The organism is Streptomyces sp. NPDC029044 (genome assembly GCF_040637495.1).
In the GTDB taxonomy this organism is placed as follows: Bacteria; Actinomycetota; Actinomycetes; order Streptomycetales; family Streptomycetaceae; genus Streptomyces.
This window is the reverse complement of the sequence record NZ_JBEZWN010000030.1, coordinates 30530-57514: the sequence shown is the minus strand read 5'-3', so window position 1 is coordinate 57514 and position 26985 is coordinate 30530. Positions and strand designations below refer to the sequence as shown.

The window sequence follows — 26985 nt, the reverse complement described above, 5'->3', positions numbered from 1 at the left end:
CCGGTGGGTACGAGGTTTGAGTTATTGCGTTGTTATCAAAGGACAATCTGGCTGCTGCGATGTCCTTTAGTGACTGTTACGCGAAGTAACTATTGACCTTGGTTCAGCTTGGTTGGGCACCGAGACGGCCCCCGGAAGCGCGTCGCGACGCGCTGGGGGCCTGCGGTACCCTAGCGCCATGCGTGCCGTACGCCTTCTGCTTAGCGGGCCGCGCTGATCAGTCCCGGCCACCGGACGAACCGAGTGGCCGGCATCGGCGCGGCGTCCCCTCCTGTGCGAGGGGATTTTTCGTTTCTCGAACCAGACAGCCGCAGGCAGAGACGATCGATGGAGCTTTGAGGATCATGAGCGAGACGAACCCCGCCGCCACCTCCGAGGTGGCGGCGCCGCACCGCTACACGGCCGCCATGGCTGCCGAGATCGAGGCACGCTGGCAGGACTTCTGGGACGCCGACGGCACCTACGCCGCACCCAACCCCAAGGGTGACCTGGCCGGCGCCCCGGAGATCGTCGCCCGCCCCAAGAAGTTCATCATGGACATGTTCCCGTACCCCTCCGGTGCGGGCCTGCACGTCGGCCACCCCCTGGGCTACATCGCCACGGACGTCTTCGCGCGCTTCCAGCGGATGACCGGCCACAACGTCCTGCACACCCTGGGCTTCGACGCCTTCGGCCTGCCCGCCGAGCAGTACGCGGTGCAGACCGGCACGCACCCGCGCGTATCCACCGAAGCCAACATGGAAAACATGAAGTCCCAGCTGCGCCGGCTGGGCCTGGGCCACGACAAGCGCCGGTCGTTCGCCACGATCGACCCGGACTACTACAAGTGGACCCAGTGGATCTTCCTGCAGATCTTCAACTCCTGGTACGACCACGACGCCCGCCGGGCCCGCCCGATCGCCGAGCTGGTCGCCGCGTTCGAGTCCGGTGAGCGGCCCGTACCGGGGCACACGCGCGCGTGGAGCGAGCTGAGCGCCGCCGAGAAGGCCGATGTCCTGGGCGAGTTCCGGCTGGCCTACGCCTCCGACGCGCCGGTCAACTGGTGCCCCGGACTGGGCACCGTGCTGGCCAATGAGGAGGTCACCGCCGAGGGCCGCTCCGAGCGCGGCAACTTCCCGGTCTTCAAGGCCAAGCTGCGCCAGTGGAACATGCGCATCACGGCCTACGCCGACCGGCTGCTGGAGGACCTGGAGGAGCTGGACTGGCCCGAGGCCATCAAGCTGCAGCAGCGCAACTGGATCGGCCGCAGCGAGGGTGCCCGCGTCGACTTCCCCATCGACGGCGAGCGCATCACCGTCTTCACCACCCGCCCCGACACCCTGTTCGGCGCCACCTACATGGTGCTGGCGCCCGAGCACCCGCTGGTGGAGAAGTTCACCCCGGCCGCCTGGCCCGAGGGCACGCACGACGTCTGGACCGGCGGTCACGCGACCCCGGGCGAGGCCGTCGCCGCCTACCGCGCCCAGGCCGCCTCGAAGTCCGACGTGGAGCGCCAGGCCGAGGCCAAGGACAAGACCGGCGTCTTCATCGGCGCGTACGCCACCAACCCGGTCAACGGCGAGCAGGTCCCGGTCTTCATCGCCGACTACGTCCTGATGGGCTACGGCACCGGCGCGATCATGGCCGTCCCGGCCGGTGACCAGCGCGACTTCGAGTTCGCGCGCGCCTTCGAGCTGCCGATCACCTGCATCGTCGAGCCGACCGACGGCCGCGGCACGGACACCTCCACCTGGGAGAACGCCTTCGCGTCGTACGACGCGAAGATCATCAACTCCTCGAACGACGAGGTCAGCCTGGACGGCCTGGGCGTCGTCGAGGCCAAGGCACGCATCACCGAGTGGCTGGAGCGGTCCGGCGTCGGCGAGGGCACCGTCAACTTCCGGCTGCGCGACTGGCTGTTCAGCCGCCAGCGCTACTGGGGCGAGCCCTTCCCGATCGTCTACGACGAGGACGGCATCGCCCACGCGCTGCCCGAGTCGATGCTGCCTCTGGAGCTGCCCGAGGTCGAGGACTACTCGCCGCGCACCTTCGACCCGGACGACGCCGACACCCAGCCCGAGACGCCGCTGTCCCGCAACGAGGACTGGGTGAACGTCACGCTGGACCTGGGTGACGGACGGGGCCCGCGCCCGTACCGGCGCGAGACCAACACCATGCCCAACTGGGCCGGTTCCTGCTGGTACGAGCTGCGCTACCTGGACCCGCACAACTCCGAGAAGCTGGTCGACCCCGAGATCGAGCAGTACTGGATGGGCCCGCGCGAGGGCCAGCCGCACGGCGGCGTCGACCTGTACGTCGGCGGCGCCGAGCACGCCGTGCTGCACCTGCTGTACGCGCGCTTCTGGTCCAAGGTCCTGTACGACCTGGGGCACGTCTCGTCCGCCGAGCCGTTCCACAAGCTGTTCAACCAGGGCATGATCCAGGCCTATGTGTACCGCGACAGCCGTGGCATCGCGGTGCCGGCCGCCGAGGTGGAGGAGCGCGACGGCGCCTACTGGTACCAGGGCGAGAAGGTCTCCCGGCTGCTGGGCAAGATGGGCAAGTCCCTGAAGAACGCGGTCACTCCGGACGAGATCTGCGCCGAGTACGGAGCCGACACGCTGCGCCTGTACGAGATGGCCATGGGCCCGCTGGACGTCTCCCGTCCGTGGGACACGCGCGCGGTGGTCGGCCAGTTCCGGCTGCTCCAGCGGCTGTGGCGCAACGTCGTCGACGAGACGACCGGCGACCTGACGGTGGTGGACACCGAGCCCGACGAGGACACGCTGCGCGCCCTGCACAAGGCGATCGACGGGGTCGGCGGCGACCTGGAGGGCATGCGGTTCAACACCGCCATCGCCAAGGTCACCGAGCTGAACAACCACCTGACCAAGGTGGGCGGGGCCGTGTCCCGCCCGGTCGCCGAGGCCCTGGTGCTGATGGTCGCGCCGCTGGCCCCGCACATCGCCGAGGAGCTGTGGCGCCGGCTGGGGCACACCGCCTCGGTGGTGCACCAGGACTTCCCGGTGGCCGACCCGGCGTACGTGGTCGACGAGACCGTGACCTGTGTCGTGCAGATCAAGGGCAAGGTCAAGGCGCGGCTGGAGGTCGCGCCGTCGATCTCCGACGACGAGCTGGAGAAGGCCGCGCTGGCGGACGAGAAGGTCGTCGCCGCGCTGGGCGGTGCGGGGATCCGGAAGGTGATCGTGCGCGCGCCGAAGCTGGTGAACATCGTTCCGGCGTGATCGCCGGGCGGGCGGACCGCTGCCGGGCGTGCGGACTGCTGCCGGGGTGGGCCCTATGGGTAGGACCCCCTCGGTGGGGTCCTCTCGGGCAGGGCCCCTCGGCGGGGTCCTCCATGGGCGGGGCCCCTCTCCGGGTGGTCCCCTACGGGCAGGTTCGGGGTTTTTCTGGAACTCCGGGCCTGCCGGTTGCGTTTACCGTTGAAGAGCGACGCGAAGCGCCGTGACGTCCTGAGGAGGAGCCCTTGTGGAAGCAGTGATCGTTGTCTTCGCCCTGCTCTTCGTGCTCCTGTTCGGGCTCGGGGCGTACGCCACCGTGAAGGCGGTCGGCGCCGCCAAGCGCGGCGTGGACCGCGGCATCGCCCAGGCCCGCCGCACGGTCGAGGACCACACACTGCGCGCCAAGTCCTTCGCCCAGCCCGGCGCCGCGGGCGAACTCGCGCAGCTCCGGCTGAAGCTGCGCACCTCGATGCGTGCCACGCAGGACGCGCTGCAAGCGGCCGTCACCGAGGACGCGTCCCTGAAGGAGTCCCTCGGCCTCTTCGAACGGCTCAGCGCGCACGGCCACGAGCTGGACGGCGAGCTCAAGCGCCTGGAGTCCGAGCCGGACCGCGCCGCGCTCACCGAGCGGCTGCCCGGGCTGCGCGAGCGCACCGAACGCATCACGCACTCGGCCGAGTCACTGCGCTGGGCGGCCCGCGACCGGACCGGCCGCTTCGCGGACGACGACCTGGACTCGCTCAGCGCCCAGATCGACCTGGAGTCCGGGGCACTGCGGCACTGGACGGCTCCGGAGCCGCACCCCGCGTCCTCGTCCTCGCAGCAGCCGGCGTCCTCGGTGAAGCCCGAGCCCGCCCGGCAGCAGGCCTCGCCGTCGCAGTCCGCGCCGCCTCCGTGGCCCGAGGCGCCCGCCACCGATGCCGCCACGGCCGGGCAGACCTGGCCGGACACCGCGCAGTCCGCCTCCGCGCAGGAGCCGGCGCGGCCCGCCATCACGCCGCCGGCAGCGCGCCCGACCTACCCCTGGCAGAAGAAGCCCCGCCCCGAGAGCACCACTTGATCCGGCCATGCGTGCCGCAGGGCGCAGGGGCCGGACTGCCGCACGGGCGCTACGGCAGGTAACCTCCAGCTCATGTCCCGCCATGTCGCGATCGTCACCGATTCAACGGCCTACCTGCCGACCCGGACGATGGAGCGTCACGGCATCACGGCGGTACCTCTGACCGTGGTCCTCGGCGACCGCGCCCTGGAAGAGGGCACCGAGATCTCGACCCGCGCCCTCGCCCAGGCTTTGCAGAAGCGGCGCCCCGTGACGACCTCGCGGCCCGCTCCCGCGGTCTTCGAGGAGACGTACCGCAAGGTCGCCGAGTCCGGCGCCACCGGCATCGTCTCCCTCCACCTCTCCGCCGAACTCTCCGGCACGTACGACGCGGCCGTCGTGGCCGCACGGCAGTCGCCGGTGCCGGTGCGAGTGGTGGACACCGGCATGATCGCCATGGCGCTCGGGTTCTGCGCGCTCGCCGCCGCGGAGGCCGCGGAGTCGGGCGGGACGGTGGACGAGGCCGTCGCGGCCGCGGAGAAGAAGGCCGCGGGCACCTCCGCCTACTTCTACGTCGACACCCTCGACTACCTGCGGCGCGGCGGCCGTATCGGAGCCGCGCAGGCCCTGTTGGGGTCGGCGCTCGCGGTGAAGCCGCTGCTGCAACTGGCCGACGGCCGTATCGAACCGCTGGAGAAGGTGCGAACGGCGTCCAAGGCGATCGCCCGACTGGAGGAGATCGCGGCCGACCGTGCGGGCAGCGCCCAGGTGGATGTCGCCGTGCACCATCTCGCCGCCCCGGACCGGGCGTCGGCCCTCGCCGACCGGCTGCGGAGGCGGGTGTCCGGGCTGGCCGATCTGCATGTCAGCGAGGTCGGGGCGGTGATCGGGGCACACACGGGGCCCGGGCTGCTGGCAGTTGTGGTTTCGCCCCGGTGAACGTTGCTGGGGAGCTCTTGTCGCCCGTGTGAGGGACGGAGTTGTCCACAACCGGGGGATTGTCCCCGGGAATCGAGCAAGATCATCGCGAGTGGGTCGAGGTGGCCGATCCTCGTCGCATGGCACTTCGATCACGTTCACGTACAGCGACCGCTACCAGTGGGCCGGGCCGCGGGCCGGCGTCCGACGGGCGTGTCCGCCATCGCCGGCACGCGCCTGTCGCACGCGGGCGGACTCACCGGGATCATGCGTCGGCGGAGGAACTCCGGCGGCGTGCAGGGGTGTTGTTCGGTGAGTCGGCCGAGCCGGTGGCGCCTGGCGGGGCGGTTGGGGCGGCAGGGGCGACAGGGGCGGCTGAGCTTGCCGGGTCGGCTGGGTCGGCAGGGTCGGCCGAGCTTGCCTGGTCGGACCTGTCGGCCGGGCCTGCCGGACCGGACCGCCCGGCCGGGCCTCCAGGGCGGGCGGAACCGGTTGAACGGGCAGGGGAGCGGCGGGAGTCGGGGCAAGGGCCGCCAGGGTCACCGGGGCCGCCGGGGTCGCCGGGGCAGCCAGGGCCACCGGGGCTATGGGAACCACCGGGGTCACTGGTGTCACCGGCGTCACCGGGTTCCCTGGGTGTCGAAGAGACACGGCGAGGGCCGGCTGGCGTGGGTTCCTTCTCCGAGTCGGAGGGTGCGGACGATGGCGCGGCGGAGGGAGCCTGGCGGGAGCGGGCCGGGCTCGCGCTGCGGGAGCGGATGCCGCTGTGGTTGCAGTCCAGGTGCGGCCTGGAGCGGCGGAATGTGCTGGCCTTGACGGTGGTGCTCGTCGTCGCAGCGGGTTTCGCCGTGCAGCACTTCTGGGCAGGCCGCTCGCAGACCGTACGGCCGCCGGAGGTGGTGCGGGCGGCGGTGCCGTTCGGGGAGCGGCAGGAGAGCGGACAGGCCGCAGGGGAGCGGGGCCCGGGTGCTGCCGGGGCGCCTGCCGGCGCTCCTTCCGGAGCTGCCCCGGGGGCCGGCAAGGTGGGGGCGGCCGCGATCGTCGTGGATGTCAGCGGCAAGGTCCGCGAGCCGGGGATCCACCGGCTTCCGGCCGGATCGCGGGTCGCGGACGCGCTGCACGCGGCGGGCGGGGTGAAGCCGGGCACGAACACCGACGGGCTCAACCGCGCCCGGTTCCTCGTGGACGGCGAGCAGGTGATCGTCGGGGGACCGGCCCCCGTGGCGGGACCCGGGGGACCCGGGGCGGGCGGGGCGGCCCCTGGCGGCCCGGCCGGTGCGGCTGCGGGCGGGGCGGCAGCCCCGGCGGCTCCCGTCCCGCTCAACACGGCCACCGCGGACCAGCTCGACACGTTGCCGGGTGTCGGCCCGGTGCTCGCCCAGCACATCATCGACTACCGCACACAGCACGGCGGTTTCCGTTCCGTGGACGAACTGCGTGAGGTGGACGGCATCGGCGACCGCCGTTTCGCCGACCTGCGGAACCTCGTACGGCCATGAGGAGCCTTCCCGGCCCGCCGTTCCGGCAGGACGACGCCGTATCCGGGCTCCGGCCGCTGTTTCGGCGGGACGTGGCTGTGTCCGGGCTCCGGCCGATGTTCCGGCGAGACGTGGCTGGGTCCGGGCTCCGGCCGCTGTTCCGGCAGGACGGGGCCGTGTCCGGGATTCGGCCGCCGTCTCCGCAGGACCATGCCGCGTCCGGGCTCCGGCCCGCCCGGGCGTCCGTGCACGCTTCCTCCGGCACCCGCCTCGGCGCTGCCCGTCCGCGCCAGGAGGGCCCGACGGACCTTCGGCTCGTGCCACCCGCCCTCGCGGCCTGGGGCACGGCGGCGCTCATGCTCGACGCGGCGCCGGAACGGGTGCTCGGCGTCGTGGTCGGCTGCCTGGTGGCCGTCGGACTGCTGCCGCTGATCCGGCGGCGCCGGACGGCGTCCTGGCCGCGAGCCGCGGCCGCGGCCCTGCTGCTGTGCGTGGCCGCTGCCGCAGCCTCGGCCGGGCTGCACGGGGCGGATCTGCGCCGTGGGCCCGTGCCCGGCCTGGCGCGGGAGTACGCGACGGTGACCGCCGAGGTCGAGCTCACGTCGGACCCGCGGCTCACCCGGCCGAGGGTCCGGGGCGATCACGTGGCTCCCACCGCTGTCTTGATCGACGCCGAGGTGCGGCGCGTCCAGGAGGCAGGAGGCCCGGCGGTGACGACGCGGACGCCGGTGCTGCTGATCGTCGACGTGGACGCGGCGCCTCCCGGCCGGGCGGCCGGCGGGCGGGGGCGGTCACCGTGGCTCGGCCTGCTGCCATCGACGCGGCTGCGGGTCAGTGCGCGGTCGGCGCCCGCGATGACGGGCGGCGACCGGATCGCGGCAGTGCTGAGGGTACGGGGTCAGGGCGAACCGGACGTGGTGGGAGAGCCCTCGGGGCCGCAGCGGCTCGCCGGGCGGCTGCGCGCCGGGCTGCGCGAGGCGACCGACGGACTGCCCGCGGACGCCCGGGCGCTGCTGCCGGGGCTGGTCGTGGGGGACACCTCGCGGATCACTCCGGAGTTGGAGGAGGCGTTCAAGGAGACCGACCTCACGCACACTTTGGCCGTGTCCGGGGCCAACTTCACGATCCTCCTCGCGCTGCTGCTCGGGCCGCCGGGACTGGCGCAGCACGTCGAGCGGCGGGGGCTCGCTCCCCGGCTGGGTATCTCCCTGCGGGGGACGGCGGTGCTCGGGGGTGCCCTCTCGCTCGGGTTCGTCGTCGTGTGCCGGCCGGACCCGAGCGTGGTGCGGGCCGCGGCCTGCGGCGCCGTGGCGCTGCTCGCCCTGGCGACCGGCCGCCGCAGATCGATGATCCCCGCACTGGCGACGGCGGTTCTCCTGCTGGTGCTGTACGACCCCTGGCTCGCGCGGAGTTACGGGTTCCTGCTGTCCGTCGTGGCGACCGGCGCCCTGCTCACGCTCGCGCCGCGCTGGAGCGCCGGGCTGCGGCGGCGCGGGGTGCCCCCGAGGCCGGCTGAGGCGCTGGGCGCCGCCGCAGCCGCGCAGGCCCTGTGTGCGCCGATCGTCGCCGTGCTGTCGGCCCGGGTGAGCCTGGTGGCGGTGCCCTGCAACCTGCTCGCGGAGTTCGTGATCGCGCCGGCGACCGTGCTGGGGTTCGCGGCGCTGGCCACGGCGCCGGTGGCGATGCCGGTGGCCGAGGCGCTGGCCTGGTGCGCGCACTGGCCCGCAGAGTGGATCGCGCAGATCGCCCGGACCGGGGCGGCGCTGCCGGGCGCGGGGGTGGACTGGCCGGGCCGGTGGACGGGCGCTGCGCTGCTCCTGGCCGTGACCTTCCTGGTGGTGCTCGTCGGACGGCGACTGCTCGGGCATCCCTGGTGGTGCGGGGTCTGCGGAGTGCTGCTGATGCTGGCGGTGGTGCAGCCGCCGCCGCTGGCCCGGGTGGTCACGGGCTGGCCGCCGCCGGGCTGGCGGCTGGTGATGTGCGACGTGGGGCAGGGGGACGCCCTGGTGCTCGCGGCGGGCGAGGGGACGGGCGTGGTGGTGGACGCGGGACCCGACCCGCGGCTCGTCGACCACTGCCTGCGCTCGCTGGGCATCAGCAGGATCCCGCTCGTCGTACTCACCCACTTCCACGCCGATCACGTGGCCGGCCTGCCGGGGGTGCTGCGCGGGCGGGCGGTGGGCGCGATCGAGACGACGGGGTTCGAAGAGCCCGCGGACCAGGCCGCGTTCGTGCGGAGGCTGGCGGCGGCACGGCGGATTCCCGTGACGCGGGCAGTGGCCGGGGAGCAGCGGCGTACGGGGGAGTTGGCCTGGCAGGTGGTGTGGCCGCCCCCGAGTCCGCCGCCGGACTCTCCGCCGGTCTCGCCCCCAGGGGTGGCTCCGGGGCTGCTTCCGGCCCACGCGGCGCCGGAGGGGCCGAACGACGCCAGTGTCGCCATGCTGGTCCGCTCGGGCGGGCTGCGCCTGCTGCTCCTCGGGGACCTGGAGCCCCCGGCGCAGCGGGCACTGGCCCGGTCCCGGGCGGCCGAGGCGCTGGAGGGCGTGGACGTACTGAAAGTCGCCCACCACGGCTCCGCCTACCAGGACCCGGGTCTCATGGGCCGGGTCGCCCCGAGGCTGGCCCTCATCTCCTGCGGTGAGGACAACTCGTACGGGCACCCTGCACCCGGCACCGTCGCGGCACTGCGCGACGGGGGTGCGGCGGTGCTGCGGACGGACCGGGACGGTGCGCTCGCGGTCGTGGGAGGGGGCGGAGAGCTGAGCGTGGCGCGAGACTGAGGGCATGAACTCAGCACAGGTTGATGCCTACCTTCGCCGACTGGGAGTCGAGCACCCGGCGTGGCCCACGGTCGACGCGCTGCGCGAGCTGCACCTGCGTCATCTGCAGAGCGTGCCGTTCGAGAACCTCTCGATCCACCTGGGCGAGGAGATCGTGCTGGAGGAGAAGCGGCTGCTGGACAAGGTGGTGGGAGCGCGGCGGGGTGGGTTCTGCTACGAACTCAACGGCTCGTTCGGGGCGTTGCTCGCCGCGCTGGGGTACGACGTGGCGCTGCTGGCGGCGCGGGTGTACGGGGACGAGGGGCGGCTCGGGATCCCCTACGACCATCTCGCGCTGCGGGTGCGGACGGTGGACGGGGGCGCCTGGCTGGCCGATGTGGGCTTCGGTGCGCACAGCCATCTGCCGCTGGCGTTCGGGGACCGGGGAGAACAGGAGGATCCGGGTGGCACGTTCCGGATCGTCGAGGCGGAGCCGGACGCGGCCGGGGTGCGCGGCGGGCACGGCACGGTGGAGGCGGCGGACCTGGATGTGTTCCGGGGCGGCACACCGCAGTACCGGCTGGAGGTGCGGCCGCGGGTGCTGGGCGACTTCGTGGCCGGCGCGTGGTGGCACAGCACGTCGCCGGTGTCGCATTTCACGCGGTCGCTGGTCTGTTCGCGGGTGACGCAGGACGGAGGAAGGATCACCCTCAGCGGACGCAGGCTCACGGCGACGGCGGCCGACGGGACGCGGGAGGTGCGGGAGCTGGAGACGGACGAGGAGGTGCTCGCGGTGTACCGGGAGCGGTTCGGGATCGGGCTCGACCACGTGCCGGCGCTGCGCGATCCCGCGTAGAGGCGCCGAAGTCAATTCCGGCCACACAGGGCCACAAAGGGCGACATGGGGCCACCCCGGACCACACGGGGCTACTCGTGCGTAGTACCAGCACATCTGCTGGATTCCCGTGATGTGGTCCCGTGTTGCCTCGAAAGCCTCACCAGTGGTCGAATGCGTCTTCGGCAATGTGTGATCAACAGTGATCAACAGGCGATTTCGAGCCACTCAGGGAGTCGTGGATGATCGGCCGCTGGCGGGGAAGCCGCACCAGCCGGGTGCAACGGACGAGTCCCCTGGCGGCGGTGCAGACACCGCCGAGCGCGGGCGTGCTGGCCTGCCGGGTGCTGGACCCGGTCAACGAGCCCGTCAGACACGCGGAGTTCGCGGTCACGGACGCCGCGGGGCGGCCGGTGGTCAGCGGGGGAGCGGATCCGTACGGGTCGTTCGTGACGACGGTGCCCGCGGGGGAGTACCGGCTCGCGGTGTCGGCGGAGGGGTACACGCCCTACCGGGCGACCACCCAGGTCGCCGAGAACACACTCGCGTCCCTCGGGGACGTGACGCTCCAGGTGGCCCGGCCGCCGGAGCTTCCCGATGCCGGTGACTGGGAGATCGAGTCGGCGCACTCCTCCATCGGCTTCACCGCGCGGCACATCGGACTGGCCCGCATCCACGGGCGGTTCAAGTCGTTCGCGGGGGTCATACGGCTCACCGACCCGGTGGAGCGCTCGGCGATGCACGTGGTGATCGACGCGGCGTCCATCGACACCAACATGAGGATGCGCGACGACCATCTGCGCTCGGCGGACTTCCTGGACGTCGAGCGGTTCCCGACACTGGAGTTCTACAGCGAACGGTTCCTGCACAAGGGCGGGAACCGCTGGGCCGTGACGGGTGCGCTGTCGCTGCACGGCGTGACGCGGACGGTCACGCTGGACACGGAGTACCTGGGGCTGGGCAACGGTATGGAGGGCGAGGTGCGGGCGGCCTGCCGGGCCACGACCGAACTGCACCGGGACGACTTCACCGTGAGCTGGCAGACCATGCTGGCGCGGGGCATCGCGGTCGTGGGGCCGAGCATCAGGGTCGATCTCGACGTACAGGTCGTCCGCAAGGGCTGAGCGGCCGGGCCGCGACGAGGTGTCGGACAATGTCCGGCGTGAGTGATGTGCGACATGTGCTGGTGCTGCCCGACCGCGACGCCGCGGAAGAGGTGGTGGAGGCGCTGCGGGAGCGGTTCGGGGTCGTCGAGGAGCCGCAGCTGGTGCGGGACGCGCTGGCCGGGGAGGACGACGCCGAGGACGCGCAGTGGCTGGTCGTCCTGCGGGACGAGGACGAGCGGCTGGACGCCGGGGAGCTGGACGGGCTGGCCGGTGAGTGGGAGGGCTGGCGGGAGGAGCCGTAGCGGCTGCCGGCCCTGTGTGCGGGCGGCCGGGCGTCGCCGCACGTCCGGGGTCCGCAGGGGCCCGCTGTCAGTGGTGCGTGGGATGCTTGGCGCGATGGCCAGGAAGACTGCGAATGACGACCCCCTCGCCCCGGTGACGCTCGCCGTGGGCCAGGAGGACCTGCTCCTCGACCGTGCCGTGCAGGAGGTGGTGGCCGCCGCGAAGGCCGCCGACGCCGACACGGACGTACGGGACCTGACCCCGGACCAGTTGCAGCCCGGCACGCTCGCCGAGCTGACGAGCCCGTCCCTCTTCGCGGAGCGCAAGGTCGTCGTCGTACGCAACGCGCAGGACCTGTCGGCCGACACGATCAAGGACGTGAAGGCGTACCTGGGCGCTCCCGCCGAGGAGATCACCCTCGTGCTGCTGCATGCCGGCGGGGCCAAGGGCAAGGGGCTGCTCGACGCGGCGCGCAAGGCGGGGGCACGTGAGGTGGCCTGCCCCAAGATGACGAAGCCGGCGGACCGGCTGGCGTTCGTGCGGGGCGAGTTCCGGACGATGGGGCGCTCCGCCACGCCGGAGGCGTGCCAGGCACTCGTCGACGCCATCGGCAGCGATCTGCGGGAGCTGGCCTCGGCGGCGTCGCAGCTGGTCGCGGACGTCGAGGGGACGATCGACGAGGCGGTCGTCGGGCGGTACTACACCGGGCGGGCCGAGGCGTCGAGCTTCACGGTCGCCGACCGGGCGGTCGAGGGGCGGACGGCGGAGGCCCTGGAGGCGCTGCGCTGGTCCCTGGCGACCGGGGTGGCGCCCGTGCTGATCACGAGTGCGCTCGCGCAGGGCGTCCGCGCGATCGGGAAGCTGTCGTCCGCGCGCGGGGGCCGGCCGGCCGATCTGGCGCGGGAGCTGGGGATGCCGCCGTGGAAGATCGACCGGGTGCGCCAGCAGATGCGGGGCTGGACTCCGGACGGCGTGTCGATCGCCCTGCGGGCCGTGGCCGAGGCGGACGCCGGGGTGAAGGGCGGGGGCGACGACCCCGAGTACGCCCTGGAAAAGGCAGTGGTCACCATCGCCCGAGCGGCCCGCTCCAGAGGACGCGGCTAGCACCTCCGTCCCGAGCGGCCCGTTCCAGAGGGCGCGGTCAGTCGCTCCGTCCCGAGCGGTTCGTTCCAGGGGAAGCGGCTAGCACCTCCGTCCCGAGCGGCCCGCTCCAGAGGACGCGGCTAGCACCTCCGTCCCGAGCGGTCCGTTCCAGAGGGCGCGGCAGTCGCTCCGTCCCGAGCGGTCCGTTCCAGAGGGCGCGGCTAGCTGCTCCGTCCCGAGCGGCCCGTTCCAGGGGACGCGGTCAGTCGCTCCCCGGGCCGGCCGGGTCGGACGGGCCGGCTACACCGACGGCCTCACCCAGGCCCGCACCGGCCCCGGCCGGGACGACCTGTACGGCGAGGCTGCCCGGAGACACCCCCACCTCACATAACCGGCTCCCCCACCCCCAGCAGATTCCCCTCGCTGTCCCTGAACCAGGCGCCGCGTTCGCCCCGGGCGCCCTTGCTCGGGTAGTTCCCCTCGATCTCGGCGATTCCGCCCCGGGTGCGGAAGCCGGGGGCGTCGACCTCCTCGAAGACGACGCCGCGCCGTCGCAGCTCCGAGACCGCCGCGTCGATGTCCTCGACCTCCAGCGCCATCTGCGTGAACGTGCCGGGCGAGGACCCCGTGGAGCGGAACAGGACGAACTCCGCGCCGCCGCACCGGTAGAGCAGCCCGCCGGGCCGCTCGTCGACGGGATCCAGACCGAGTTTCTCCGAGTAGAAGCGTCGCGCCCGCTCCAGGTCCTGGGCGGGGAGTCTGGTCGCCACGCGGACCAGGACAGGAACGCTGGTGTCGTCTGTGTCCATGTTTCCACTGTGCCGTGATCGAGTCGCCCTCCTCCTGTCGAAGAGGAGAATCGGGTGTATCAGCCGTACGTCGCCAAGTGACGGAGAGGTGGCGAAGGCCATGGCTGAACACCCGCACGCAGCGCTGGTACGCAAGGGATTCGAGGCGTTCTCACGCGGTGACATGGACACCCTGCGCGGACTGATCGCGGGGGACGCCACCCACCACGTGCCCGGAGATCACCCGTTGTCGGGCGACTTCAAAGGGGTGGACTCGATCATCGAGATGTATGAACGGCTCGGCGCGGAGACGAACGGGACGATGCGCGCCGAGCTGATCGGCATCTGTGTCGACGGCCGCGGTCACGCGGTCGGCATGACCCGCTTCACGGCCGAGCGCAACGGCAAGACCCTCGACGACACCGGGTGCATCATCTTCCGGATCGTCGGTGACAAGGTCACCGACCTCGACGAATGCGTCGAGGACATCGACAAGAACAACGAGTTCTGGTCCTGAGCAGGCCGAAGGCCCCGCCGGCCGCTCCGGGGAAGAGCGGAAGGCGGGGCCTTCGATTCAAGCTGCTGGATCCGCGCCCGCGTGGCGAACGCAGGCCGCGCGCGGATCCGAGGGGTGCCGGACGGGAGCGGATGAGAGAGGGCCCGCTCGATTCCCTCCGGCGTCACATCAGATGTCAGCCCTTGAGCGCGGCGACCTTCTGAGCCAGCGCCGACTTCTTGTTGGCGGCCTGGTTCTTGTGGATGACGCCCTTGGAGACGGCCTTGTCGAGCTGACGCGCGGCGACGCGCTGGTACTCGGTGGCCTTCTCGACGTCACCCGCGGCAGCAGCCTCACGGGCCTTGCGGATCGCGGTCTTCAGGGAGGACTTGACGGCCTTGTTGCGCAGCCGGGCCTTCTCGTTGGTCTTGATCCGCTTGATCTGGGACTTGATGTTCGCCACGAATGAGCCTTCTCAGGTTCTGGCACGAGGGCGCACGCAACCGCGCGCTTCCCGCACCGGGTGATTTCTTGAGGTAGTGCCTCCTGCGAGAGGGCATGAGGCACAGCCACCCAGGCTACCAGCGGCCCCTTCCGCGGCCCAAACCCGTCCGTGGTCCCCACCCGTGGGACCATGGAGGCTACGTATCGATCCGACCCGAGACCGCAGACACTGCGGACGCCTCAAGAATCAGGACCCTGCGTGCCCGCGATCCCCAGCCACGTGCCCGAGCCGAGCCGTACCGATCCGGCTCTGATCCGCAACTTCTGCATCATCGCGCACATCGACCACGGCAAGTCCACGCTCGCCGACCGGATGCTCCAGCTGACCGGAGTGGTCGAGCAGCGGCAGATGCGCGCCCAGTACCTCGACCGCATGGACATCGAGCGCGAGCGTGGCATCACGATCAAGTCACAGGCGGTGCGTCTGCCGTGGGCCCCCACCCACGACAAGAACGACACGCACATCCTGAACATGATCGACACCCCCGGGCACGTCGACTTCACCTATGAGGTCTCCCGGTCGCTCGCCGCGTGCGAGGGGACCATCCTCCTGGTCGACGCCGCCCAGGGCATCGAGGCGCAGACCCTCGCCAACCTCTACCTGGCGATGGAGAACGACCTCAAGATCATCCCGGTGCTGAACAAGATCGACCTGCCGGCCGCGCAGCCCGAGAAGTTCTCCGAGGAGCTCGCCAACCTGGTGGGGTGCGACCCGGAGGACGTCCTCAAGGTGTCCGCCAAGACGGGCCTGGGCGTCGAGGCGCTGCTCGACAAGGTCGTCGCCGAGATTCCCCCGCCGGTCGGCGTCGCGGACGCGCCCGCCCGCGCGATGATCTTCGACTCGGTCTACGACTCCTACCGCGGTGTCGTGACGTACGTCCGTGTCATCGACGGTCAGCTCAACAAGCGCGAGCGCATCCGGATGATGTCCACCAACGCCACGCACGAGTTGCTGGAGATCGGCACCAACTCGCCGGAGATGCTGTCGGCCGACGGCCTCGGCGTGGGCGAGGTGGGCTACCTCATCACCGGTGTGAAGGACGTCCGCCAGTCCAAGGTCGGTGACACCGTCACCAGCCAGCAGAAGGGGGCCACGGAGGCGCTCGGGGGCTACAAGGACCCCAAGCCCATGGTCTTCTCCGGGCTGTATCCGCTGGACGGCTCGGACTACCCGGAGCTGCGCGAGGCCCTGGACAAGCTCCAGCTCAACGACGCCGCGCTGGTCTACGAGCCGGAGACCTCCGCCGCCCTCGGCTTCGGCTTCCGCGTCGGCTTCCTCGGCCTGCTGCACCTGGACGTGATCCGGGAGCGGCTGGAGCGCGAGTTCGGCCTCGACCTCATCGCCACCGCGCCGAACGTGGTCTACCGCGTCCTCATGGAGGACGGCACCGAGCACACCGTCACCAACCCGAGCGAGTTCCCCGAGGGCAAGATCTCGGAGGTCTACGAGCCGGTCGTGCGGGCCACCATCCTGGCGCCCAGCGAGTTCATCGGCTCGATCATGGAGCTGTGCCAGACCCGGCGCGGCACCCTGCTCGGCATGGACTACCTCTCCGAGGACCGGGTCGAGATCCGCTACACGCTGCCGCTCGCGGAGATCGTCTTCGACTTCTTCGACCAGCTGAAGTCCAAGACCCGCGGTTACGCCTCGCTCGACTACGAGCCCACCGGCGAGCAGACCTCCAGCCTGGTCAAGGTCGACATCCTGCTGCACGGCGACAAGGTGGACGCCTTCTCGGCGATCACCCACAAGGACGCCGCGTACGCCTACGGCGTGCGGCTCGTCGCCAAGCTGCGCGAGCTCATCCCGCGGCAGGCCTTCGAGGTGCCCATCCAGGCGGCCATCGGCTCACGGGTCATCGCCCGCGAGACCATCCGCGCCATCCGCAAGGACGTCCTCGCCAAGTGCTACGGCGGTGACATCTCCCGTAAGCGGAAGCTGCTGGAGAAGCAGAAGGAAGGCAAGAAGCGGATGAAGATGGTGGGTTCCGTAGAGGTTCCGCAGGAGGCCTTCATCGCCGTCCTGTCGAGCGATGACAGTGCGGGGTCGGGCAAGGGCAAGAAGTAATCACGGATTACCGAGGGTTACACCGCAATCCGGGTTGAACAGGGGCCCGCCGTGCGAAAGTGCGGCGGGCCCTGCGCGTACGTGGGGTAGCTCTCTGTACGAAGTGACAGGCCGCGGCCCCTTACGCAGGGGCCGGTCGCCCTTTACTCTGATCCCTGCTCGATAGTTACTCACGAGTTAAACAAGAGCGCGTGAGTGAACCCAGCCGCACCTGAGCCAGCCGCATTGTCGCGGGCCCCGGAGGATGTCGTGAGCGACGCACAGACCCTGATCGAGAACCGTCCGCCGTCCGTGGCGGGCCTCTTCCTGGAGCGCGTGACGGCCACGCCGGACGCCGAGGCCTATCGGTATCCGGTCCCGTCGTCGGGCCAGGGACCGGACGACTGGAAGTCGCTGACCTGGGCGCAGGCAGCCGAGCGGGTCTACGCCATCGCGGCGGGCCTCGTCGAGCTGGGCGTGCAGGCCGAGCAGCGCGTCGCCCTCGCCGCGAGCACCCGGATCGAGTGGATCCTCGCCGACCTCGGCATCATGTGCGCCGGCGCGGCCACCACCACGGTGTATCCGCAGACCAACGCCGACGAATCGGCGTACATCCTGTCGGACTCCCAGAGCCGGGTGCTGATCGCGGAGAACGCGGAGCAACTGGCCAAGGCCAAGGAGAAGCGCGCGGAGCTGCCCGAGCTGACGCACGTCGTGGTGATCGACGCGGCCGGGGTGGAGACCGCCGACTGGATCCTCACCCTGGACGAGCTGGAGAAGCGCGGCGCGGCCCGGCTGGAGAAGGACCCCGACCTCATCAAGGAGCGGGTCGGCGCGATCACCAAGGACCAGCTGGCCACCCTCATCTACACCTCCGGCACCACGGGCCGCCCCAAGGGCGTGCGCCTGCCGCACGACAACTGGTCGTACATGGCCAAGGCGATCGCCGCGACCGGCCTGGTCGGCGCGGAGGACGTGCAGTACCTCTGGCTGCCCCTCGCGCACGTCTTCGGCAAGGTGCTGACCTCCGGACAGATCGAGGTCGGGCACGTCACCGCCGTGGACGGCAGGGTCGACAAGATCATCGAGAACCTGCCGGTGGTGCAGCCGACGTACATGGCGGCCGTGCCGCGCATCTTCGAGAAGGTCTACAACGGCGTGGCGGCGAAGGCCCGGGCGGGCGGCGGCGCCAAGTACAAGATCTTCCAGTGGGCGGCCGAGGTGGCCCGCGAGTACGCCAAGGTCTCGCAGGACAACTTCCGCCGGACCGGGACGGCGTCCGTGCCGTTCGGTCTCGGCGCGAAGCACAAGGTCGCCGACGCGCTGGTGTTCGCCAAGATCCGCGAGGCCTTCGGCGGGAACCTGCGGGCGTGCGTCTCCGGCTCCGCCGCCCTCGCGCCGGAGATCGGCTACTTCTTCTCGGGCGCCGGCATCCACATCCTGGAGGGCTACGGCCTGACCGAGTCCTCGGCGGCGTCCTTCGTGAACCCGGGCGAGGCCTACCGCACCGGCACGGTCGGCAAGCCGCTGCCCGGCACGGAGGTGCGGATCGCCGACGACGGCGAGATCCTGCTGCGGGGCCCCGGGATCATGGAGGGCTACCACAACCTGCCCGAGAAGACCGCGGAGGTGCTGGAGCCGGACGGCTGGTTCCACACCGGCGACATCGGGGAGCTGTCGGCCGACGGGTACCTGCGGATCACCGACCGCAAGAAGGACCTCATCAAGACGTCGGGCGGCAAGTACATCGCCCCGGCGGAGGTCGAGGGCCAGTTCAAGGCCGTGTGCCCGTACGTGTCCAACATCCTGGTGCACGGGGCCGACCGGAACTTCTGCACGGCGCTCATCGCGCTCGACGAGGTCGCCATCACGGACTGGGCCAAGGACAACGGGCTGGAGGGCAAGTCGTACGCGGAGATCGTCGCCGCGCCGGTGACCGTCGAGATGGTCGACGGGTATGTGAAGCAGCTCAACGAGGGGCTTCAGCGGTGGCAGACGATCAAGAAGTTCCGGCTGCTGCCGCGTGACCTCGATGTCGAGCACGGGGAGATCACGCCGAGTCTGAAGCTGAAGCGGCCCGTGGTGGAGCGGGAGTACAAGCATCTGATCGAGGAGATGTACGACGGCTCTCGCGAGGCGTAGGGGGCGCTGGGGCTGATCGAGCGGCTGCGGGTTCGTTGTGGTCGCTCGCGCAGTTCCCCGCGCCCCTAGGTGCCTTCCTCCACACGGCGTTTCAGGTCCTGGATCTCCGTCCTGAGGCGTTCCACCTCTCTGCCTTTTCGGTAGAGGTCCAGGAAGACGCTGACCTTGGCCCTGAGCACCCACGGGTCGAAGGGCTTGGTGACGTAGTCCGCGGCGCCGGTCGCGTAGCCGCGGAAGGCGTAGCCCGAGTCGTCGTCCGCGCCGGTCAGGAAGATGATCGGGACGTCCCGGGTCTGATCGAGGCGTTTGATGTGGGCGGCCGTCTCGAAGCCGTCCATGCCGGGCATGCGGATGTCGAGCAGGACCAGGGCGATCGGCTGCCGCAGCAGGGCCTTCATCGCCTCCTCGCCGGAACGGGCGCGTACCAGCGGCTCGTTGAGGGAGGCGAGGACGGCCTCCAGGGCGGTCAGGTTGTCCTCCATGTCGTCGACGAGGAGGATTCCGGCGCGTTCGGGACGAGTGGCTGTGCTGCTCATGCCTCTTCTTCCGTGCCCTCGGGGTCCAGCAGTTCGCACACGACTGTCAGCAGGCCGTCGATGTCCACCGGCTTGGGCACGTAGTCGTTGGCCCCCCGGGCGATGGACTTCTCCCGGTCGCCGGGCATCGCCTTCGCGGTCAGGGCGACGATCGGCAGGCCTGCCCAGCGTGGTGTGCGGCGGATCGCGGAGATGGTCTCGTAGCCGTCCATCTCCGGCATCATGATGTCCATCAGGACCAGTTCCACGTCCCCGCTGCGCTCCAGCGTCTCGATGCCCTCGCGGCCGTTCTCCGCGTACAGGACGGTCATGCCGACCCGGCCCAGGACGTGGGTGAGGGCGAAGACGTTGCGGATGTCGTCGTCGACGATCAGCACCCGCCGCCCGGCCAGGATCCGGCCCGGCCTGCCGGACGTCCACGCCTCCAGCTTGGTCGGGGACGGCCAGGCGTCATCCGTGTCGTGCGCCGCCGGGAACGGCTCGGCGGCCGGCCGGAGGGGCAACGGCAGGTCGGTGCGGTCCTCGGGGACCGGTACCGGTACCGGCGCCGTGTGACCGGGGCTGACGACCGGGACGTAGAGGGTGAAGGTGGAACCCTTGCCGGGTTCGCTCTCGGCGACGATCCGGCCGCCGAGCAGGCCCGCGATCTCCCGGCTGATGGACAGGCCGAGGCCGGTCCCGCCGTACTTGCGGTTGGTGGTGCCGTCGGCCTGCTGGAACGCCTCGAAGATCACCGGGAGTTTCTCCGGCGCGATCCCGATGCCGGTGTCGGACACCGAGAACGCGATGACGTCGTCCGTATCCCGGACGTAGCGGTGCTCGGCGTCCTGCACCCGGTCCACCCGCAGCTCCACCTTGCCGGACGCCGTGAACTTGATCGCGTTGGAGAGGAGATTGCGCAGGATCTGCTGGAGCCGCTGCTCGTCCGAGTACATCTCGCGCGGTACGTCCTCGCCGACCGCCACCTCGAAGGCCAGCCCCCGGTCGAGGGTGAGCGGGCGGAAGGTGGCGTGGACGTAGTCGAGCAGCTTGATCAGGGGGAGCCGCTTGGGGCGTACGTCCATCCGGCCGGCCTCGATCTTCGACAGGTCGAGGATGTCGTTGATCAGCTGGAGGAGGTCCGAGCCCGAGCGGTGGATGGTCGTCGCGAACTGCACCTCCTGGTCGGACAGATGGCCGTCGGGGTTGTCGGAGAGCAGCCGGGCCAGGATCAGCAGGGAGTTCAGCGGCGTGCGCAGCTCGTGCGACATGTTGGCCAGGAACTCCGACTTGTACTGGGAGGACGTGGCCAGCAGGGCGGCCTTCTCCTCCAGCTCGGCGTTGGAGCGCTGGAGTTCGCCCTGCTGCTTCTGGAGTTCGTCCGAGCGCTCCTGGAGCTGCATGGCCAGCCGCTGGGACTCGCCGAGCAGGGACTCCGTGCGGGAGTTGGCGATGATCGTGTTGATGGCGACGCCGATGGTGTTGACGAACTGGTCGAAGAACGCCAGGTGCACGTCGGAGAAGCGGGAGAAGGAGGCGAGTTCGATGACGCCGAGGAGCTTGTCCTCGAAGAGGATCGGGATGATGACGATGGTCGTGGGCGCCGCCTCACCCAGCCCGCTGTTGATCTTGATGTAGTCGGGCGGAGCGCCTTCGACCAGGATCCGCTTCTTCTCCCGGGCCGCCTGCGCGACCAGACCGTGCACCGGCAGGCCGCCGGTCTCGACGGTCGCGTCCTGGGCGGCGCCGTACCCGGCGATGAAGGCGAGGCCCTTGGTCGGGACCGTCGCTCCGTCCTCCTCGGGGTCGGCCAGGTAGAACGCGCCGTACTGGGCGTTCACCAGCGGGGTCAGCTCGCGGAGTATCAGGTCGGCGACCTCCATCAGGTCCCGGTGGCCCTGCATCAGGGCGGCGAGCCGGGCCAGGTTGGACTCCAGCCAGTCCTTCGCGCGGGTCGTCTCGCGCAGGTTGGCCACCATCAGGTTGATGTTGTCCTTCAGCTCGGCGACCTCGCCCTGCGTCTCCACCGTGATCGAGCGGGACATGTCGCCCTGGGCCACGGCGGAGGCGACCTCGGCGATGGCGCGGACCTGGGTGGTGAGGTTGGAGGCGAGCTCGTTGACGTTCGTCGTCAGGCGCTTCCAGGTGCCGTAGACGCCCTCCACCCGGGCCTGGCCGCCCAGTTGGCCCTCGGATCCGACCTCGCGGGCCACGCGCGTGACCTCCGAGGAGAAGGAGGACAGCGTGTCGACCATCGTGTTGATGGTGGTCTTCAGCTCCAGGATCTCGCCGCGCGCGTCCACGTCGATCTTCCGGGACAGGTCGCCCTGCGCCACGGCCGTCGCGACCTGGGCGATGTTCCGCACCTGGGAGGTGAGGTTGTCGGCCATGTAGTTGACGTTGTCCGTGAGGTCGCGCCAGACGCCGGAGACGCCCAACACCTGGGCCCGGCCGCCGAGCCGCCCGTCGGTGCCCACCTCACGGGCCACGCGAGTCACCTCGTCGGCGAAGGCGCGCAGCTGCTCCACCATTGTGTTGACGGTGTCCTTCAGTTCGAGGATCTCGCCGCGCGCGTCGACCGTGATCTTCTTCGACAGGTCGCCGTTGGCGACGGCGGTGGTGACCTGGGCGATGTTGCGGACCTGGGACGTCAGGTTCAGCGCCATGAAGTTGACGTTGTCGGTGAGGTCCTTCCAGACGCCGGAGACGCCGCGGACCTGCGCCTGACCGCCGAGGTTGCCTTCCGTGCCGACCTCGCGGGCGACGCGGGTGACCTCGTCGGCGAACGCGGACAGCTGGTCGACCATCGTGTTGATCGTGGACTTCAGCTCCAGGATCTCGCCCTTGGCCTCGACCGTGATCTTCTTGCCGAGGTCGCCCTGGGCGACGGCGGTGGACACGAGCGCGATGTTGCGCACCTGCGAGGTGAGGTTGTCCGCCATGAAGTTGACGTTGTCGGTGAGGTCCTTCCACACCCCGGACACGCCCCGGACCTGGGCCCGGCCACCGAGGTTGCCTTCCGTGCCGACCTCGCGGGCGACGCGGGTGACCTCGTCGGCGAACGCGGACAGCTGGTCCACCATCGTGTTGATGGTCGACTTGAGCTCCAGGATCTCGCCCTGCGCGTCGACCGTGATCTTCTGGGACAGGTCGCCGTTGGCCACGGCCGTCGTCACCTGGGCGATGTTGCGGACCTGCGAGGTCAGGTTGGACGCCATGAAGTTGACGTTGTCGGTGAGGTCCTTCCACACCCCGGACACGCCCCGCACCTGCGCCCGGCCGCCCAGCTGCCCCTCGGTGCCGACCTCGCGGGCCACCCGGGTCACCTCGTCGGCGAAGGCGGACAGCTGGTCCACCATCGTGTTGACGGTCAGCTTCAGCTCCAGCAGCTCGCCGGTCGCCTCGACCGTGACCGTGCGGGTCAGGTCGCCGCGGGCCACCGCCGTCGTCACCGCCGCGATGTCCCGCACCTGGGCCGTCAGCCGGGACGCCATCGTGTTGACGGCCTCCGTCACGTCCCGCCAACTGCCCGACAGACCCTGGACCTTGGCCCGGCCGCCGAGCCGCCCCTCGGTGCCGACCTCACGGGCGACCCGTGTCACCTCGCCGGTGAACAGGGAGAGCTGGTCCACCATCTTGTTGACGGCCCGCCCCAGACGCCGCAGGTCGCCGCGCAACTGCCGCGTCCCGTCGTGCAGATCGACCCGCTGGGTCAGATCGCCGCCGGCCACCGCGTCCAGCACCCGGGTGGCGTTCGCGGCCGGGGCGACCAGGGCGTCGAGCAGCTGGTTCACGTCGTTGACCCGGGACGTCCACAGACCCTGGCCCGGGCTGGCCGAGAGCCGCTCGTCGAGCCGGCCGTGGCGGACCAGCTCCCGTCTGACGCGCTGCACCTCGGTGGTGAAGTGGACGCTGCGGTCCATGATCTGGTTGAAGACCGCGGTGAGTTCGGCCACCATCCCGTGGCCGGATTCCGGCACCTTGGTGAAGTCGCCGTCGCGGGCGGCTGTCATGGCGGCGAGCAGGGGACGCAGATCGGATGCACGAATCTGACCGTCTTCGTACCGGTCTTCGACCACAGGAGTAGCACGGTTCTCACTCATGGCGGCCCACTTCGGTAACTCGGCGCTTATGGGCGTGGTCAGTCTGTCACTCTGTCGGCATCGACTGTGGCGTATTCGTACGAACTGCCCGGGGAGCTGTCCATGGGGGCCATTCCGACGCAACGGGAGACCGCTTCCCGTGCCTCAGAGGCGCCTGCACACGCTGGGGAGACGCCCGTGCCCGTCCAGGAGGGGCCCGTTTCCGAGGAGCCCGCACCGCGCGCGGAGGCACACGCGCCGGGGGATGCGCGGGCGTGCGCGACCCTGCCCGGCAGTTCGCTCGCGCCGGGCGCCGCCCGCGCCCTGGTGCGCGCGGCGCTCACCGAGTGGACCGGGCTCGGCCTGCCCGCCGCCGAGTACCTCACCGACCGCCTCGCCGACGATGCCGCGCTCGTGGTCAGCGAACTCGTCACCAACGCCGTCGTGCACGCGGGCACCGACGTCGAGATGGAGTGCCGGCTGGAGGGCGACGCCCCGGACACGGCCGCGCTCGTCGTCGAGGTCTCCGACCACCACCCCTCCCGGGCGCCGCGCGGCAGCGAGCCGGAGACGCCGCACGACACCCCCGAGCACGGGCGCGGCCTGCGGCTCGTCGGCGCGCTCTCCGAGGCGTGGGGGATCACGTACCGCACCGGACGCAAGACCGTCTGGGCCCGGCTGCCCGCCGGGGGGTGCACGGCGGGCGAGCAGATCGAGGCCTACGCCGGGGAGCACGCCCTGGCGCGCGGACTGCGGGTCGCGGAGATCCTGGCACCCGAGCCGCACCCGGGCGAGGAGGCGGGGGAGGCCCTGGGGACCCGGCGTGGCGGGGGAGAGGCGTGGGACCTGCGTGAGGCGGGAGAGACCTGGGGCTCGCGTCAGGGCGGAGAGGCCCGGGACTGGCCGGACCTACGGGAAGTCGACGGCCTGCGCGCCTGGAACGACCTGCGGGACTGGCGCGACCGGCACGAGAACCGCGACGGACGCGACGGGCCCGACGGCGCCTGGCTCGGCCGCGGCGCCCTCTCCTTCCTCGCCGAAGCCTCCGACCTGCTGGCCGGGCAGCTCGACGAGGACCTGGTCGCGGCCCTCGCCGGGCAGCTGATCGTGCCGCGGCTGGCCGACTGGTGCGCGGTGTGGCTGGAGGACGAGGCCACCGGCGGCGGCTGGAGCGGCGGAGCCGGTGTGGGCGGACCGCGTCTCGCCCGGGTCTGGCACGGCAGCGAGAACCGCATCGAGGAACTGCGCCGCGTCCTGGAGAAGGACCCGCCGCAGTCGTTCGACCCGGTGGGGGCCTCCCCGTTCGAGCGCAGCCGGGAGGGCGGCAGGTCCGGCCCCGCCGACTACCCCTGGCCCGGCGAGGCGCTCGGTGACGGCGAGCCCGGCGCGGCCCTCGCGTACCGGCTGGTCGCCGGGGGCCGCCCGCTGGGCACCCTCGTCATCGGACGCTCGGGGAAGGCCGGCTTCCCCGACGAGATCACCGGCCTCGTCGAGGACCTCAGCCGCCGGGTGGCCCTCGCCATCGGCGCTGCCCGTCAGTACGCGCGCCAGGCCACCATCAGCGCCGTCCTCCAGCGGGGCCTGCTGCCCGGCGCCGTGGCCGAGATCCCCGGCATGCGCAGCGCCCTCGTCTACGAGCCGTGCGACAAGGGCGGGCCGAGCGGCGACTTCTACGACCTGTTCCCGGCCGGCGACGGCCGCTGGTGCTTCGCGGTCGGCGACGTCCAGGGCAAGGGGCCCGAGGCGGCCGTCGTGATCGGCCTGGCCCGGCCCTGGCTGCGGCTGCTCGCCCGCGAGGGCTACCGCGTCGCGGACGTCCTCGACCGCCTCAACCAGCTGCTGCTCGACGACGCCACGGAGGCCGCGGACGCCGCGGCCCGGGCCCTGGTGGCGGCGGGCGCGCGGCCGACCCCGCCCGGCGACGGCCCGCAGACGCGTTTCCTGTCCCTGCTCTACGGCGAGCTGGTCCCGTTCGACGGCGGGGTCCGCTGCACCGTCGCCTCCGCCGGGCACCCGCTGCCCCTGCGGCTCGGGGCGGGCGGCGAGGTCCACCCGTGCGCACAGCCGCAGACCCTGCTGGGCGTCGTCGAGGACGCCACCTACACCAGCGAGACCTTCGAGCTGCGCTCCGGCGACACGCTGCTGTGCGTCACCGACGGCGTGACCGAGCGCCGCTCCGGCTCCCGCCAGTTCGACGACGGGGACGGGCTCGCGGCGGCACTGGCCGGATGCGCCGGGCTGGACGCGGAGCTGATAGCCGAGCGGATCAAGCGGCTGGTGCACGAGTTCGGGGCGCGGCCCCCGGCCGACGATCTCGCCCTGCTGGTGCTCCAGGCGGACTGACCGTGCGCGTGCTGGACAATGGAGGGCATGCCTTCCGCACTCCCCGACGGCGAGCCCGTCCCCGACGACGGCACGCTGCCCGCGTCCGCGCTCGCCGGGGCCGCCGACCGCCCGCTCGGGTTCTACCTGCACGTCCCGTACTGCGCGACCCGCTGCGGCTACTGCGACTTCAACACGTACACCGCGACCGAGCTGCGCGGCACCGGCGGCGTCCTCGCCTCCCGCGACAACTACGCCGAGACGCTGGCCGACGAGATCCGGCTGGCGCGCAAGGTGCTGGGCGACGACCCGCGGCCGGTCCGGACGGTGTTCGTAGGCGGGGGCACGCCCACCCTGCTGGACGCCGGCGATCTCGTCCGGATGCTGAAGGCCGTCCGCGACGAGTTCGGGCTCGCCCAGGACGCCGAGATCACGACGGAGGCCAACCCGGAGTCGGTCGACCCGGCGTATCTGGCGGCGCTGCGCGAGGGCGGCTTCAACCGGATCTCCTTCGGGATGCAGAGCGCCCGGCAGCATGTGCTGAAGGTGCTGGACCGCACGCACACGCCGGGACGGCCCGAGCGTTGCGTCGCGGAGGCCCGGGACGCCGGGTTCGAGCACGTGAACCTCGACCTGATCTACGGCACGCCGGGGGAGTCCGACGACGACTGGCGGGCCTCGCTGGACGCGGTGCTGGGGGCCGGTCCGGACCACGTCAGCGCCTACGCCCTGATCGTCGAGGAGGGGACGCAGCTGGCACGCCGGATCCGCCGGGGCGAGGTGCCGATGACCGACGACGACGTGCACGCCGACCGGTACCTGATCGCGGACGAGGTGCTCTCGGGCGCGGGATTCCAGTGGTACGAGGTGTCGAACTGGGCGACCTCGCGGGCCGGGCGGTGCCTGCACAACGAGCTGTACTGGCGGGGGGCCGACTGGTGGGGGGCCGGGCCCGGCGCGCACAGCCACGTGGGCGGGGTGCGGTGGTGGAACGTCAAGCACCCGGGGGCGTATGCGGGTGCCCTGGCTTCGGGGAGGTCGCCGGGGGCCGGGCGTGAGGTGCTGTCGGAGGAGGACCGGCGGGTCGAGCGGATCCTGCTGGAGCTGCGGCTTCGGGAGGGGGTGCCGTTGTCGCTGCTGCGGGAGGAGGGGCTGGCTGCTTCGCGCAGGGCGCTGTCGGACGGGTTGCTGGAGGCAGGGCCGTACGAAGCGGGGCGGGCTGTGCTCACCATGCGGGGCAGGTTGCTGGCTGACGGCGTGGTGCGCGATCTCGTGGACTGAGGTTCTCGGCGTCGGTGCCAGGGGCAGGGGGTTTCGCAGCCCGGCGTAGCGGGGTGCCGCTGCGCCCACCCGTGCCGCCCTCGGCGG

The 26985-nt window shown here is 71.5% G+C and carries 18 protein-coding genes; 14 read left to right on the top strand and 4 right to left on the bottom strand.

Annotation, left to right across the window (positions count from 1 at the left end):
• Positions 1–344 precede the first annotated feature (344 nt).
• The 9 genes from leuS to holA all read left to right on the top strand — a co-directional run bounded on the left by leuS (position 345) and on the right by holA (position 12742).
• Positions 345–3224 carry a leucine--tRNA ligase gene (leuS, locus tag AB0E85_RS23345; RefSeq protein ID WP_361930314.1) on the top strand — a complete coding sequence of 960 codons (2880 nt, stop codon included), beginning with the start codon at positions 345–347 and terminating at the stop codon, positions 3222–3224.
• A gap of 244 nt (positions 3225–3468) precedes the next feature.
• The gene (locus AB0E85_RS23340; RefSeq protein WP_361930312.1) at positions 3469–4281 is read left to right on the top strand and encodes a hypothetical protein; all 813 of its coding nucleotides are present in this window, start codon (positions 3469–3471) and stop codon (positions 4279–4281) included.
• Between the two features lie 72 nt (positions 4282–4353).
• Positions 4354–5199 carry a DegV family protein gene (locus AB0E85_RS23335; RefSeq protein ID WP_361930309.1) on the top strand — a complete coding sequence of 282 codons (846 nt, stop codon included), beginning with the start codon at positions 4354–4356 and terminating at the stop codon, positions 5197–5199.
• Between the two features lie 611 nt (positions 5200–5810).
• The gene (locus tag AB0E85_RS23330) at positions 5811–6677 is read left to right on the top strand and encodes a ComEA family DNA-binding protein (protein WP_361930364.1); all 867 of its coding nucleotides are present in this window, start codon (positions 5811–5813) and stop codon (positions 6675–6677) included.
• A gap of 224 nt (positions 6678–6901) precedes the next feature.
• Entirely contained in the window at positions 6902–9436 is a 2535-nt protein-coding gene (locus AB0E85_RS23325; RefSeq protein WP_361930361.1) for a ComEC/Rec2 family competence protein, read from the top strand.
• A 4-nt stretch (positions 9437–9440) separates the two neighbouring features.
• Positions 9441–10271 carry an arylamine N-acetyltransferase gene (locus AB0E85_RS23320; protein WP_361930306.1) on the top strand — a complete coding sequence of 277 codons (831 nt, stop codon included), beginning with the start codon at positions 9441–9443 and terminating at the stop codon, positions 10269–10271.
• Positions 10272–10492: 221 nt separating this feature from the next.
• On the top strand, positions 10493–11374 hold the full coding sequence (locus tag AB0E85_RS23315) for a YceI family protein (protein WP_361930304.1): 882 nt from the start codon (positions 10493–10495) through the stop codon (positions 11372–11374).
• A 38-nt stretch (positions 11375–11412) separates the two neighbouring features.
• Positions 11413–11658, top strand: coding sequence for a hypothetical protein (locus AB0E85_RS23310; protein ID WP_107455352.1), 246 nt, complete (start codon positions 11413–11415; stop codon positions 11656–11658).
• A gap of 94 nt (positions 11659–11752) precedes the next feature.
• Positions 11753–12742, top strand: a complete 990-nt coding sequence (gene holA, locus AB0E85_RS23305) for a DNA polymerase III subunit delta (RefSeq protein WP_361930301.1) — start codon at positions 11753–11755, stop codon at positions 12740–12742.
• A 362-nt stretch (positions 12743–13104) separates the two neighbouring features.
• On the opposite strand, the gene AB0E85_RS23300 is transcribed toward holA, so the two are convergent.
• Entirely contained in the window at positions 13105–13530 is a 426-nt protein-coding gene (locus AB0E85_RS23300; RefSeq protein WP_361930299.1) for a VOC family protein, read from the bottom strand.
• Positions 13531–13630: 100 nt separating this feature from the next.
• On the opposite strand from AB0E85_RS23300, the gene AB0E85_RS23295 reads away from it, so the two are divergent.
• Positions 13631–14026, top strand: a complete 396-nt coding sequence (locus tag AB0E85_RS23295; RefSeq protein WP_361930296.1) for a nuclear transport factor 2 family protein — start codon at positions 13631–13633, stop codon at positions 14024–14026.
• A gap of 175 nt (positions 14027–14201) precedes the next feature.
• Here AB0E85_RS23295 and rpsT read toward each other — a convergent pair whose 3' ends face one another.
• The gene (rpsT, locus tag AB0E85_RS23290) at positions 14202–14468 is read right to left on the bottom strand and encodes a 30S ribosomal protein S20 (RefSeq protein WP_033306356.1); all 267 of its coding nucleotides are present in this window, start codon (positions 14466–14468) and stop codon (positions 14202–14204) included.
• Positions 14469–14708: 240 nt separating this feature from the next.
• On the opposite strand from rpsT, the gene lepA reads away from it, so the two are divergent.
• Both lepA and AB0E85_RS23280 read left to right on the top strand, forming a co-directional pair.
• Positions 14709–16577 (top strand): translation elongation factor 4, encoded by a 1869-nt coding sequence (gene lepA, locus AB0E85_RS23285; protein WP_361930293.1) that lies wholly within the window; start codon positions 14709–14711, stop codon positions 16575–16577.
• A gap of 249 nt (positions 16578–16826) precedes the next feature.
• The gene (locus AB0E85_RS23280) at positions 16827–18698 is read left to right on the top strand and encodes an AMP-dependent synthetase/ligase (RefSeq protein ID WP_361930291.1); all 1872 of its coding nucleotides are present in this window, start codon (positions 16827–16829) and stop codon (positions 18696–18698) included.
• A gap of 65 nt (positions 18699–18763) precedes the next feature.
• Here the strand turns inward: AB0E85_RS23280 and AB0E85_RS23275 are convergent, their stop codons facing one another.
• Positions 18764–19234, bottom strand: coding sequence for a response regulator (locus tag AB0E85_RS23275; protein ID WP_361930288.1), 471 nt, complete (start codon positions 19232–19234; stop codon positions 18764–18766).
• The gene (locus tag AB0E85_RS23270) at positions 19231–23316 is read right to left on the bottom strand and encodes a HAMP domain-containing protein (RefSeq protein ID WP_361930286.1); all 4086 of its coding nucleotides are present in this window, start codon (positions 23314–23316) and stop codon (positions 19231–19233) included. The genes AB0E85_RS23275 and AB0E85_RS23270 overlap by 4 nt, the downstream gene beginning before the upstream one ends.
• 102 nt (positions 23317–23418) lie before the next feature.
• Between AB0E85_RS23270 and AB0E85_RS23265 the strand changes: the two genes are divergently transcribed.
• Entirely contained in the window at positions 23419–25638 is a 2220-nt protein-coding gene (locus tag AB0E85_RS23265) for a SpoIIE family protein phosphatase (RefSeq protein ID WP_361930284.1), read from the top strand.
• A gap of 27 nt (positions 25639–25665) precedes the next feature.
• Positions 25666–26898, top strand: coding sequence for a radical SAM family heme chaperone HemW (gene hemW / locus AB0E85_RS23260; RefSeq protein ID WP_361930282.1), 1233 nt, complete (start codon positions 25666–25668; stop codon positions 26896–26898).
• Positions 26899–26985 lie beyond the last annotated feature (87 nt).